Source organism: Frankia sp. CcI49 (assembly GCF_001983215.1).
In the GTDB taxonomy this organism is placed as follows: domain Bacteria; phylum Actinomycetota; class Actinomycetes; order Frankiales; family Frankiaceae; genus Parafrankia; species Parafrankia irregularis.
Map to the genome: position 1 here is coordinate 207,642 of NZ_MOWP01000019.1, position 12,352 is coordinate 219,993.

The 12,352-nt window shown below is 72.5% G+C and carries 9 protein-coding genes; 6 read left to right on the forward strand and 3 right to left on the reverse strand.

All coding sequences use genetic code 11. The features are described from left to right. Positions 1 to 31 precede the first annotated feature (31 nt). Positions 32 to 796, reverse strand: coding sequence for an alpha/beta fold hydrolase (locus CcI49_RS18915; RefSeq protein WP_235498361.1), 765 nt, complete (start codon positions 794 to 796; stop codon positions 32 to 34). A gap of 214 nt (positions 797 to 1,010) precedes the next feature. Between CcI49_RS18915 and CcI49_RS18920 the strand changes: the two genes are divergently transcribed. From CcI49_RS18920 to CcI49_RS18930, 3 genes are all read left to right on the forward strand, one after another. After that, a complete protein-coding gene (locus tag CcI49_RS18920; RefSeq protein ID WP_054570301.1) occupies positions 1,011 to 1,751 on the forward strand; it encodes a HEAT repeat domain-containing protein in 741 nt (246 codons plus the stop codon). Beyond that, positions 1,745 to 2,803 carry a HEAT repeat domain-containing protein gene (locus tag CcI49_RS18925; protein WP_076828192.1) on the forward strand — a complete coding sequence of 353 codons (1,059 nt, stop codon included), beginning with the start codon at positions 1,745 to 1,747 and terminating at the stop codon, positions 2,801 to 2,803. Before CcI49_RS18920 ends, CcI49_RS18925 begins: the two co-directional genes overlap by 7 nt. Before the next feature lie 819 nt (positions 2,804 to 3,622). Beyond that, entirely contained in the window at positions 3,623 to 4,834 is a 1,212-nt protein-coding gene (locus tag CcI49_RS18930; protein WP_076828193.1) for an amidohydrolase family protein, read from the forward strand. Positions 4,835 to 4,930: 96 nt separating this feature from the next. Here CcI49_RS18930 and CcI49_RS18935 read toward each other — a convergent pair whose 3' ends face one another. Further along, the gene (locus CcI49_RS18935; protein WP_076828195.1) at positions 4,931 to 7,621 is read right to left on the reverse strand and encodes a sensor histidine kinase; all 2,691 of its coding nucleotides are present in this window, start codon (positions 7,619 to 7,621) and stop codon (positions 4,931 to 4,933) included. Between the two features lie 582 nt (positions 7,622 to 8,203). Between CcI49_RS18935 and CcI49_RS18945 the strand changes: the two genes are divergently transcribed. Continuing rightward, on the forward strand, positions 8,204 to 8,971 hold the full coding sequence (locus tag CcI49_RS18945) for an SDR family NAD(P)-dependent oxidoreductase (protein WP_076828200.1): 768 nt from the start codon (positions 8,204 to 8,206) through the stop codon (positions 8,969 to 8,971). 45 nt (positions 8,972 to 9,016) lie between these two features. Here the strand turns inward: CcI49_RS18945 and CcI49_RS18950 are convergent, their stop codons facing one another. Beyond that, positions 9,017 to 9,811 (reverse strand): class I SAM-dependent methyltransferase, encoded by a 795-nt coding sequence (locus tag CcI49_RS18950; protein ID WP_054570306.1) that lies wholly within the window; start codon positions 9,809 to 9,811, stop codon positions 9,017 to 9,019. Between the two features lie 152 nt (positions 9,812 to 9,963). On the opposite strand from CcI49_RS18950, the gene CcI49_RS18955 reads away from it, so the two are divergent. Then, on the forward strand, positions 9,964 to 10,743 hold the full coding sequence (locus CcI49_RS18955) for a class I SAM-dependent methyltransferase (protein ID WP_054570307.1): 780 nt from the start codon (positions 9,964 to 9,966) through the stop codon (positions 10,741 to 10,743). A gap of 639 nt (positions 10,744 to 11,382) precedes the next feature. Next, on the forward strand, positions 11,383 to 12,102 hold the full coding sequence (locus CcI49_RS18960; RefSeq protein WP_054570308.1) for a haloacid dehalogenase-like hydrolase: 720 nt from the start codon (positions 11,383 to 11,385) through the stop codon (positions 12,100 to 12,102). Positions 12,103 to 12,352: the final 250 nt, after the last annotated feature.

The following is a 12,352-nucleotide window of genomic DNA, read 5'->3' on the forward strand; positions in this document are numbered from 1 at the left end:
CGCGGTGTGGTTCAGGACGACGCGATGCCGCTCAGGATGCGGTGACGCCGAGCAGTCCCGTGCGGATCCGATCGGCGACGACCTCGATCTGCTCGGTGAGGTAGAAGTGCCCGCCCGGGAGAACGAGCAGGTCGAAGTCGCCGGTGGTGTGCTCCCGCCAGGCCAGCGCCTCGTCCTCGGTCACCGCCGGATCGCTGGCGCCGATCGTCACCCACATCGGCACGCTGACCGTCGCGCCCGGTTCGGGGCGGTAGGTCTCGATGGCCTGGTAGTCCGCACGGGTCGCCGGCAGGATGAGCGCCAGGAGCTCCGGGTCGCCCAGCAGACGGGGGTCGGTGCCCCCCAGCGCCGCGATCGAGCCGATCACGGCCTCGTCGCCGCCGAGGTGGACGCCGCCGGGACGCCCCCTGGACGGCGCCGGCCGCGCGGAGGGGAACAGGATCAGCGGCTTCGGCGCCGCGGGGTCGGCCTCCAGCCGCCGGGTCACCTCGAACGCCACGATGGATCCCATGCTGTGCCCGAGGAAGGCTGTCGGACGGTCGTCGAGCTGCGCCACCCTGGCGACAACCTCGTCCGCGAGTGCGGCGATGCTCGTCAGCGGCGGCTCACCGAGCCGGTCCTGCCGGCCCGGGTACTGCACGGCGACGACCTGGGCGACGTCGGCGAGGGCCACCGACAGCGGATGGAAGAAGGTCGAGGCGCCGCCCGCGTGGGGGAAGCAGACCAGCCGCGGGCCGGACTCGTTACCTCGGTTGAACCGCCGGATCCACCGATCCACGTCGCCGGTCAAGGTCACCACCATCTGGACGGAGACAAACAGCGACAAGGCGGGTCAGCCTGGCGCCTTCGTCATCAGACCACTCACCAGGCGCCTTCGACCAGTCATCCCGCCGCGAGTGCCGGCTACCTCACGTTGCCGCCGCGGCGCGGGTGCGACGGGGCCGGTATGCACGCACGACTGTTCGCCGGTCACGAGCTTGACCTTGACACCGTGACAAGGTGTCCACTGGGTGCAGGAGGTGGTCCCGATCAACGCGACAGACGGAACCCCGCGAAGCACCCGGGTGGCCGACGCGCTGGGCGCCCGGGACTCGTCGGTCCGGCTTCAGGCGGCCCTGGCGGCCGGCTCTGACCCCGACCCCGGCGTTCTGGAGACGCTCGTCGAGCGGTGCGCGGTCGAGCCCGACTTCTTTGTGCGAGACATGCTGTCCTGGGCGCTGACCCGCCTGCCGCCGGAGACCACGCTGCCCCGGCTCCGCCGGGAACTCGGCTCCGAGCGCCCCGCGGCCCGCGGCCAGGCGCTGCACACCCTCAGCAAGATCGGTGACAGGAGTGCGTGGGCCTGGATCACAGCCGCGTTGCTGCACGATGCCGATGACGAGGTCGCGCGGACCGCGTGGCGTGTCGCGGTCGCCCTCGCTCCCGAGGACGGCAGGAGGGGCCTGGTCGACGAACTGGTCACGGAGCTCGGCCGCGGCGACCGCGACCTGCAGCGGAGCCTGAGCCGGGCCCTCGTCGAGCTCGGCGACGTGATCGAGCCGGCTCTGGAGAAGGCCGCCGCCGGCCCCGACCCGGCCGCGGCGGCGCACGCCCGTGCCACCAGGGTTCTTCTGCACGACCCGGAGACCGCATTCAACGCGGCCATCGACGAGGCGAAGCGCGTGGTCGCGCTCGGCCCCGAAGGAGCCGCTGTCACCGCCGGCACGAAGGCCGCCGAGGGGGCGGGAGCCACGGGGGCCGCGGATTGCTGATCGGGGATGTGGCCCGTCATTCCGGGGTGAGCACCCGGATGCTGCGGCACTACGACGCCCTGGGGCTGGTGCGACCGAGCGGCCGCACGGTCGGCGGCTATCGCGACTATTCCGACGAGGACATCCGCAGGATCTTCCACGTGGAGAGCCTGCGGTCCCTCGGACTTTCGCTCAGGCAGGTCGGACGTGCCCTGGAGGACCCGTCCTTCACACCCTCCGCCCTGGTCGGTGACCTCGTCCGGTGGGCGGAAGACCGCCTGGAGCGGGAACAGGAGCTACTCGGGCGGCTCCGCACCATCGACGCGTCGGCACCCACCGGCTGGCGGGACGTCCTGCGCATCGTCGAACTCATGCAGGAGCTTGCCTCGACCAGTGCCGCGCGCAGGCAGCAGGCCGTCCTGACCCGGCCGGAGAGTACGACGGTGGCCGCCGAGCTGCTGGCCGGTGCGGTGCTGGCCGAGCCCGACCCCAACGTGGCGGGCGCGCTGCGCTGGGCGCTCGCCCGGTCGGGCGGCGACGGCGTGGCGGCACTGGCCGCCGGCGTGCGCTCGGAGGACGTCGGCATCCGGCAGCGCGCCGTGCGTGCGATCGCCGGGATGTCCGAGGCCCCCGGTGTGGCCGCGGCGCTCGCGGACGCCCTCGAGGACCCGGACCCGACGGTCCGCGGGCACGCCGCTCTGGCGCTGGGCCGGCGTGGTGTGACCGCGACCGTGCCGACCCTCGTCGGCATGGTGGTCGAGGGCTCCTACGACGTCGACGCGGCGGAGGCTCTGGGAACACTGGCCCGGGATCCCGAGTGGGCGGGCCGGATCATCACCGCCCTGGCCGACGAGCTCGCCGCGCACACCGCGGACTCCGCGGTCCGGATACGCCTGGCCCAGGCCCTGGTCGAACTACCGGGAGCGGCCGCGCGGGAGATCCTGCGCCAGCTGGCCCACGACAACGACCCTGCCGTCGCCCTCGTCGCCTCGGCCTTCGTCGGAGTTCTCGAGGCGCGGACCCCCGAGGACCGAACGCGCGGGGACAGACCGCCCGGAAATCCCGACACCTGACCGGAAAATCCCAACCGAAATCTCGCCGATCCGGCGCCCGGGCCGCTTGCGTGCACAGGAAATCCACTCGTCATCCCAAAAAACCTTCGCACAATGCTTCCACAACCCCCGGGGCGGTTCTAGAATCACAGCGGCGGGTGGTGGAGCCGCAATCAGCAGGCCCAGCCGCCGACCGGGTCGGCCACCGCATTCCTGCACGGTGGCCACTCACGCCGCACCGGGGGGTAACGTGCGAACAATCAGCGGCCGGGCGTCCGCCGGCAGCTGCCGGCGAAGACGTCTTCCGGCGGTCCCGGGCGGGGTCCACACAGTTCCCGCACCCGTCATACCACCCGGCCATAGTAGCTCTGACCTGCGTAGATCTGCGCCAGTCTGACCGGTGGGCGGGGAACGACGCGCACCTGCCGCACGCCACGGCGAAGCCGGAGAGGCCGGCACCCAGCTGGCCGCCCGATATCCGTTGAAAGTCAGCTCGCCTTGACGCGTTTTCTCGGCTCCACCCTTCCGGACATTCGGCGACGTTGAATCCGCGAACGGATCAGACCAGGCTTCCACGGCCGCATTTCCGCATTTCTACGGGATCGGGCCGACCGGGTGCGGTGACGCGTTTCCATCCATCACCGGAATAACTGTCCGGCATCTCCCGGCGCCCGTTACCAAACTCTTCTGCACCGTCAGGAGCGACGGCTCCGACGCGTCGAAATTTCCCGAACACCAACGGCCCTCGCCGCTGCGGCTCCCGCGGCCCGGCCCCGCCAGGCGCCGCCTACCCGGTCCAACCCATCCATCCACCTGCGTTCCCGCGGAGAGGACCTCGCCATGACCGACCACCAGCCAATGCTCACCCGCGGCGGACCGACCCCCGACGGGCTGGCTCCCGACGGCCCGACTTCCGACCGCCCGACCTCCGACAGCCGGGATCCCGTCGGCTCGTCTGCCGGTGCATCCCGACGTGGTCTGCTCCTGGCCGCGACCGGGGTCCTCTCCAGCGCAGCCGTGGTGGCCGCGTCCGCCGCCCCCGCCGCGGCGGCGACCGAACCGGCCGGCGGCTCGGTTCCTGTCGCCCGGTCGGCAGCGGGTCTTCCCCCGCTCATCGACGTCCACCATCACGCGATGATGCCGACGGCGGTCCGTGACTGGCTGGTCGGTCACGGCGCGATTCCCGCCTCCGGCGGCTTCCTGCCCACCCGGTGGGACGTCGAGACGACACTGAGCACCCTGGACGGCCATGGAATCCAGCTCGCGCTGCTCTCCGCCGCGGTGCCCGCGGCGTTCACCCCCACGCCGGCGCTCGCCGTCGAGCTGAGCACCATCGTCAACAACAGCCTGAGCGAGATCGCGCACGGGCATCCGCAGCGGTTCGGCTGGCTCGCCACGATCCCGTTGCTGGACGCGGCGGACGCCGTCAGCGAGATCGACCGGGCCTTCGACGGCCTCGGCGCCGACGGGGTGCTGCTGACCACCCACACCGGCACTCGCTACCTGGGCGATCCCGGCTGGGAACCGGTGCTGGCCGCGTTGGACGAGCGGTCCGCGGTGGTGCTGGTTCATCCGTTCGACCTGCCTGGAGCCACACCGATCGCCGTGCCCGCCTTCCTGGTGGACTACGCGGCGGACACCGCCCGCGCGGCCATCCAGCTCGTCGTCTCCGGCGCCCTCGACCGCCACCCGCGCATCGAGTGGATCCTCGCCCACGGCGGCGGCGTCTTCCCCTACCTGGCCGGACGTCTCGCGCTCGGTCGCGCGCTCGGCTACGGGGCGGACCCGGGAACCATCCGCTCCGCCCTGCGCAGGTTCTGGTACGACACCGCCGGCCCGATGTCCCCCTATTCGACACCGAGCCTGCTCGCGGCCGCCGGCGCGGACCGGATCCTGTTCGGCTCCGACTACAACATGGTCCCCGCCGCCACCCTCGGCGACGGGATCGCGGCCCTGCGCTCCGACCCCGCGTTGGACGGACGGACCCGGGCGGCGATCGCCCGTGGCAACGCGCTGCGCCTGTTCCCAGCCCTGGCCCCACGCCTGCCCTGACCGCGGGGTGAGCACCGCCGGGTGAGCGCTTCGGAGGGAGACTGCTTCGGAGGGTGAGCGCCTCGGGGGTGAGCGCCGCCGCGGGCGCCGGCCGGGTCAGTCCTCCCGGTTCTCCCAGCGCAGCTCCACGGTGAGACGTCCGTCGTCGACGTCGACCAGGGCGGCCACGGCGCCGGTCAGGGTGGGTGGCGCCCGGTCCCCGGGCCAGGCGGCGGAGACGAACACGCTGCCACCACCGGCGTCGCTCCACATGGTGAGCAGCGCCCTGTTCTCCGGCAGCATCGCGAGCGTCCGGTCGAGCAGGTCGACCAGTCCCGCGCGCAGGTCGAGCGGGACGGGGAAGCCCACCCGGCCCGCTTCGGTGGCGATCTGGACCTCGACCGTCAGCCCACGGCCTTCGGCGGCGGCGACGACGGTCTCGATGTCGGCGGCCAGGGAGGCCAGGGTCGCGCTCTGGTCCTCCTGGGCGAGCTTGCGCCGGATGCCGGCCGCCTGCCGGGCGCAGAGCCAGCGCCAGCCCTGGTCCCGCGGATCGGCGTCGCCCGCGGCCAGGGTGTCGAGCATGGGCAGCACGTCGTCGCGGATGGCCCCGAGCCACCGGGCCCGCTCACGGCGGATCATCGCGTCGGAGTCCTGCCCGGCGTGCGTCTCGGCCTCGGCGCGGGTGGCCCGCGCGGTCGTGTCGGCCGTCCGCCGCAACAGCGAGCCGATGATCGCGACGAGGAGCTGGAGCCCGACGATTCCGTAGACCAGTGCCAGCAGCCGCGACAGGGTCAGCGGATCCGTCGCCTGACGGACGATCACGGTCACCACGATCGCGGCGAGGCCCACCCCGGCGGCGGCGACCGCCTGCAGGGGCGGGCGGGAAGCGGTCACGAAGGCCAGCAGCAGGGCGACGACGATGACGGGCCAGTTCGTGATCCGCAGCAGCTCGGCGTTGTCGACGTTGACGCTGGCCAGCGCCGCGCCGACGGTCAGCATGGTCACGCCCGCGGCATCCGCGGCCGACAGCGGCCGACGCCGCGCCACAGCCGCGAGGAGGAACGTCGCGGCACCGAGCGCGCACCACACCCCCACCGCGGCCAGCGGCGAGCGGACCCGGCCGAGGGTGACCAGCAGCGGCACCACCATGAGGATCTGCCAGGCCAGGGCCACCCCCGCGACCGCGACCCGCAGGCCGGCGGCGTAGTCGCGGCGAAGATCCTCAGCGGTCTCCTCCCGTGCCAGCTCCGCTCCGGTACGAGTCCCGCGATCGGCCCGGTCCCGGTCCGCTCCGCCGCGGACCGCCCGGTCCCGGACGGCACGGTCAGCGGATGCCCGCTCCGTCGGGGGCCGGGCGATCTCCGGCCAGCGCATCGTGACCACGGTCCCGCGGCCGGGCGCCGAGTCGACCGACGCCAGGCCACCCGCGTCACGGACCCGGGCGAGCACCGACTGGCACACGCCCAGGCGGTCGGGGGCGGACCGGCCGGGCTGGAACCCGCCACCGTGATCATGGACCCGGACCGTCAGCTGCCCCGATGCCCGCTCCAGCCGGACCCAGGCCTCACCGGTGCCGGCATGCCGCTCCACGTTGGCCAGGGCCTCACCGGTGGCTCCCGTCAGCGCGGCGACCACGGCGGCCGGCGGGTCGCCGGTCACCGCGCCGGTCGCCGCGCCGGTCGCCGTGTCACCCACCGCGGTCGCCGTACCGCCCGCCGCGGTCGCTGTGCCACCCGCCGCGACCGTGGCCGGTGGGTCGGTGAGGGGCGCGATCCCCTGAAGGTGCACGACAAGACCACGTTCCCGAGCCTGCGTCACCGCCGCGGTCAGGGCGGCGTCCAACCCGACCGCCGGCGGGCCGATGTCATGGGCGAGCAACTGCCGGATGGCGTCCGCACCCGCCGCGCAGCGCCGCCGCGCGAGCACCAGGTCCTCACCGCCGCCCCAGGCCAGCCCGGTCAGCGTGTTCAGGACCGTGTCGTGAAGGACCCGCTGCCGCTCACGGCGGTCACGGTCCAGGGTGAGCACGAGCACCCGGGCCCGATGCCCGAGCATCGCCGAGGTGAGACGGTCGTCGGCCCGGCGGGCGGTGGCCCGCAGCCGCCTCGTGGCGAACGCGAACAGGACCGGCACCACCAGGGTCAGCACCACCGCCGTGAAAACCTGTGGGCGGCCCTGGTGGCCGCCGACGGCGACGGCGGCGAGCAGCGCGGCCTCGGCGACCGCGAAGCCACGCCGAGGCAGCACCCACGCCGCGGTGAGGCCACCGTGCAGCACGCTGAGCGTCACCCAGTTCCCGGTGTCACCGACCGATTCGGGCGGCAGGCAGTGCGGGCTCAGCGCCGCCGCCACCACGGCCAGCGCGACGGTGCCGAGCGCGAGCCGCGCCCCGGCTCCGTGACGATAGATCCGGACCACGAGGAAGGCACCCCACGCGGCCGTGAACGCGACGAATCCCAGCGCGACCGGTTTGTCGCGATACCAGTCCCACCACAGCACGACGTAGATCAGGGTGATGGCGCAGGTGGCCATCCGCAGGACCGCGAGCGCCCAGAGCACCGATCGCTCGAGAGCCTGGCCCGCCCGTGACGACGACGCGAGCGGCTGATCGCCTGGCACCCGATCTCCGGGCAGCCGATCCTCCGGCGCCTGGCGCCCGACGGCGCCCGAACGGCCCGCGAGGCCTTGCTCCCGCACCCGCCGGCGCGGCACCGGCAGGCAGCCCGACGACTCGGCGCGCCGGCCGACGGCCTCCGGGCCGAGTGGATTCCGGCCGTCAGCCACGCCCCCGTAGCGTGCTCTCATGATTCCAGCCTGCCATGTCGGCCGGCCGGCATTCCGGATGTGTCACCTCCTGCCGTGCGGTGGTGGCGCCGGGCAGTGACCTGGTGGTCACTCTCGCCTGCGTTCACAGCGCCGGACGGATCAGCGGGTCGGCGCATCCGGACCCGGGCCGACCGCGGACGCACGTTCGATCGATGTGTTGATCAGGTGACGCGGGCGGGCCCGCCGTCCGGACTGGCTGCGCGGGCGGCTCGCGCCAGCGCCGGACCACTCCCGCGCCGAGGCGGACCGGACCGGGCGCCATCCCGCCACGACGAGTCCCAGGCCGGTGGACGCCAGGCCGCGCTCCGACGACGACACCGACGCGGACGCGGACGCGTTGGAGACCGCATCCGCGCCGGGCACGGCGCGTTGAGCACATGCACCTGCCCGGCCAGGTGCACCGTGGCAGGACAGCACGTCGGCGGACCACCACGCTCTGTCCGGACCCACGGAGCCGCACCGCCGGCACGGCACACAACCGGCGCGGCACACAACCGCAAGGCAGACGACCACAAGGCAGACGACCACAAGGCAGACGACCGCAAGGCAAGGAGGACTCGCATGAGCAACAGCACAGGGCTTCGGGACAGGAGCGTCATCGTGACCGGCGCCGGCTCGGGGATCGGGCGGGCCGCGGCCCTTCTCTTCGCGGCCGAGCACGCCAAGGTCGTCGTGTCGGACATCGACCAGAAGGCGGCCGAGGGGGTCGTCGCCGAAATCGACGCTGCCGGCGGCACCGCTGTCGCGGTGGTCGGCGATCTCAGCGAGCAGCCCGTTGTCGACGAGGTGACCAGCACCGCTCTCTCCGCGTTCGGCGGCCTCGACGTCCTGGTCAACAACGCCGGAATCATGGACCGCATGTCCGCCGCGGGCGAAACCTCCGACGCCGAGTGGGAGCGGGTCATCCGGGTCAACCTGACCGCGCCTTTCCTGCTCTGCCGCGCCGCCCTGCCGCACATGCTGGCGGCCGGGAAGGGCTCGATCGTCAACACCGCGTCCGAGGCGTCGTTGCGCGGCAGCGCCGCCGGCACCGCCTACACCGTCTCCAAGCACGGCATAGCCGGGCTGACCAGATCCCTCGCCGTGATGTACCGAGACCGGGGCATCCGCGCGAACGCGATCGCGCCCGGCGGCACAGCCACCGGAATCACTCTCGACCCGTCCGCCGGGGCCGTCGGCCCGACCGTGGTGCGCGGGTACGCCGCCAATGCCGGCCGCTGCTCCAGGGCGGAGGAACAGGCAGCGGCCATCGTCTTCCTGGCGTCGGATGCCGCCAGCAACATCAGCGGCGTCATCCTGCCGGTCGACAACGGCTGGTCCGCCGTCTGAAGCTGGCCTGCCGTCTGCCGTCTGCCAGCGCCCGTCTGCGGGCCGCTATCCGCCCAGGTCAACCCGAGCGATGCCGGCGGGAAGGGCAGTGATCAGCCGGAGCGCGCCGACGAAGGTCGGTTGCCGGCGCAGCTCGCCGTACCGGTCCTCCCAGGCACCGGACTCCAGATCCGACCGCAGCCGCGCGAGCCCCCGGTCCACCGCCACCGGGTCGACGAAGCCCCAGGCGGACTGGCAGCCCCGCACGGACGGGTCGAGAAATCGCTCAGGCCTGTTGTAGAAGGCCTCGGTGAACCCGTCCACACAGTCGGCGGGCACGGGCACCGGGCTCACTGTCGTGGCACCGCCCAGGACGGCCTGAACACGCTCGATCGCCGGGAACCTGCGGCGTTCGGCTGTGACCAGGTCGGGCACGTACTCGGCGAGCCACAACCGGTCGAGGGCGTCGCCGTCGAAGGTGAGCACCACAACCGGCCCGCGGCTGACCCTCCGCAGCTCCCGCAGCCCCTGGTCGGGATCGGACCACTGGTGCACGGTGACCATCGCCATCGCGGCGTCCACGCTGGCATCGTCGAACGGCAGATCCTCGGCCACCGCGTTGATCGCCGGGGGCAGGTGCGGCGGGCGCGCGGCACGCATCGACGCCGACGGCTCGACCGCGAGCACCTGACGGTCGTCGGGTTCGTAGGAACCAGCACCGGCACCCACGTTGAGAACCGTGCGCGCATCCCCGAGCGCGGCGTGAACGAGGGCCGCGATACGCGGATCGGCGCGACGCCCCCGGGCGTAGCCGCCTCCCTGGGCCTCATAGTCCACATCACCGAAGGCTGCGCCGGGCATGAGGTGACTCCCTGGGCCGGATCACGGGCACTCCCACCGAACAGCATATACGGATAACACTCATGCCCGGCCCGCCCGAGACCCGTTCAGGCGGCAACTGGTCACCGGAAAAATGGGATGCGTGAACAGCGCCTCGGCGCCAGAATCACGCCATGGTCAGCACAGGTTCCGAAGACGCCGTTCTCGGCGCGGCGCTTTACGGTGAGCAGATCGCCGGTGTCTACGACGACTGGTTTTCCCTTCCCGGTGGCAGGCCGGAAGGTGCTGCGGCCGTCGACTTCCTGGGTACGCGGGCCGAGTACGGGCCGGCGTTGGAACTGGGTGTCGGGACGGGCCGGGTGGCATTGCCGCTCGCCGCGCGGGGAACAACCGTCGTCGGAATCGACGCCTCGCCACGAATGCTCGCCCGGCTGGCGGCCAAACCCGGTGGGCAGGATCTCGAGGTCGTGGTCGGCGATTTCGCCGACGTCACCGCCCCGGGCGGCCCGTTCAGCCTCGTGTACGTCGTGTTCAACACCTTCTTCATGCTCTGTGATCAGGAAACCCAGCTGCGCTGCTTCGCCAACGTCGCCGCGGCGCTGCGCCCGGGTGGACTGTTCGTTCTGGAGGCGTTCGTCCCCGACCAGACGCGCTACGACCGCGGCCAGCGGGTCCTCGTCGACAGCCTGACCGCGGACGCGGCCAGGCTCAGCCTCGCCCTCCACGACCCGGTCGAGCAGCGGGTACAGGTCCGGCATCTGACTCTCGGCCCGGAGGGATTGCGTACCTATCCGATCGAGCTGCGCTACGCCTGGCCGAGCGAGCTGGACCTGATGGGCCGCCTCGCCGGTCTGGAGCTCGCCGAACGGTGGGGCGGCTGGTCCGGTCAGCCCTTCACCGCCGCCAGCCTCACCCATGTCTCCGTCTGGCGAAAGCCGGACCCGCGGCGATGATTTCGGGCCGGCCCGCGGGGGCCGGAACGGGCAGCGAGATGCCGAGCTTCGTGCTGCCACTGCCACTGCCGGCGAGCAATCCCTGACGGTATTCTCCGACGGAGATCGCATCTCAGGATCCCGAGAGGTGGTGGATCCGAGACCACCGATACTGGCCTGGTGGCCGGGTGCCCATTAACCGAATGCCGACCCGCCGGGGATCCCGCGCCACCAGAGCGTCTATCAAAGTCGCGAAAAGCGGCGGGGATCCGGGGTCCCCGGCTGGGCCGAGCGGCCCGTGCCCAGTCGCCGCCCGACCCCAGGGATCCGGCACCGACGCGCCACCCCCGACAATTCACCTCAATAGCGAAAAAGGGGTCGTGAAGTCGTTTGACGATCCGCAAGAGCTGAGGATTTCGGTTGCCGGAACGACCAAAAACCTCAACTCTTTCTTGGCAGTAGCCAAGGTTCGAGGCACGGGTTCTACCACAGTCTCCGCAGGAGCGGAAATCCTCGTTTGCTACTCAGGGGCGGCGGCAAAGAGGGCGGCAGCGGAAGCCCGGGGCTCGGCATTCTGCGGCAGTTCCGGTCCCGGGTGCGCACGGTGACGGCTGCCAGGCTTGCCGGTGTCCGTCCGCGGCGGCGTGGAATCATGGCGCGGTGCCTGAGCCTGCCCTCGTCCTGTGGGACATCGACGCGACCCTGCTGACGATCCGGCCGCTGGGCCGGGAGATACACGCGGCGGCCTTCGCCGAGACGATCGGACGTCCGCTGCGGGAACGGGCCGTGACGACGGGCCGCACCGAGCAGGCCATCGTGCTGGACACGCTGCGGGCCAACGACGCTCCCACCGACGACGACACCATCAGCGCGCTGTTCGAGGCGATGGGGCGGGCGGCCGTCACGATCGAGGACCGGATGCGGGAGTTCGGCCGGCAGATGCCCGGTGCGGCGGCAGCCATCGCGAGTCTCGCGGTCGCGGGGGTCATCCAGTCGGTGGTGACCGGCAACCTGCGGTCGGTGACCGGATCGAAGCTGCGTGCCCTCGGGCTGACCGACCACCTCGACCTCTCCGTCGGAGGCTACGGAGACGACGGCCTGGATCGTGCGGACCTCGTCCGCCGCGCGATCGAGCGCACGCAGGCCGCCTACGGCCGGACGTTCGCGCCCGCCCGCGTCATCGTCATCGGTGACACCCCGCATGACGTGCGGGGAGCATTGGACGTCGGCGTGCGGGCGGTCGCGGTGGCGAGCGGTGAGACCACAGTCGAGGATCTCGCCGCCGCGGGTGCGGACGCCGTCCTCGCCGATCTGACCGACCTCGACGCCCTGTGGCAGGCGATGTTCGGCGGTGCCCAGACCCGCGGTCTGCCGGTCTGAGCCCCGGCCGGCACAGGCAGCACGGGCCGCGCGGCCGGCACGGGCAGCACAGGCCGCACGGGCCGCACGGGCCGCAGGCGTCCTGAGAGGAACAGGGAGATGCAGGGATTCCAGGGCCCGGCAGGGCGGAGTCAGGGGCCGGGAGACGGACAGCCACCGAGACCATCGCAGCCAGGCCCGGGGCCGGCGCCAGCGGGTCCGGGGCCGAGCGATCCAGGGCTGATGACTCGGGGTTCGGCGGGTCCGGCGG